Consider the following 267-nt stretch of genomic DNA (forward strand, 5'->3'; position numbering starts at 1 on the left):
GAGTTGATGCCAATCGTACTAGAGTGGTACGAGAAACCAGCTAAACCCAAAGTTGGAGGGAAACAGAATAAAATTCAACAAAAAAGCTGGCACAAATTAGACTCAGATGACATGCGTTTTAAATTCTCGCAGGCAGAAAAAGGAAAACTCTGTAAAGCATTAAATTATGGTGATGAATTATTTGATTTGCCTAGTTGGATAAAGCAAGTCGGATAACATGTTTGATTTTCCTTTACCTTATCGCGATGAATTGCTTTACAGCGTTAT

The 267-nt window shown here is 36.7% G+C and carries 1 pseudogene; it reads left to right on the forward strand.

Annotation, left to right across the window (positions count from 1 at the left end):
- Positions 1–216: pseudogene (locus SB749_RS19685) on the forward strand (hypothetical protein); the annotation flags it as partial.
- Positions 217–267: the final 51 nt, after the last annotated feature.

Origin of the sequence: Brevibacterium sp. SIMBA_078, assembly GCF_046534565.1 — a bacterium.
Lineage (GTDB): Bacteria > Actinomycetota > Actinomycetes > Actinomycetales > Brevibacteriaceae > Brevibacterium.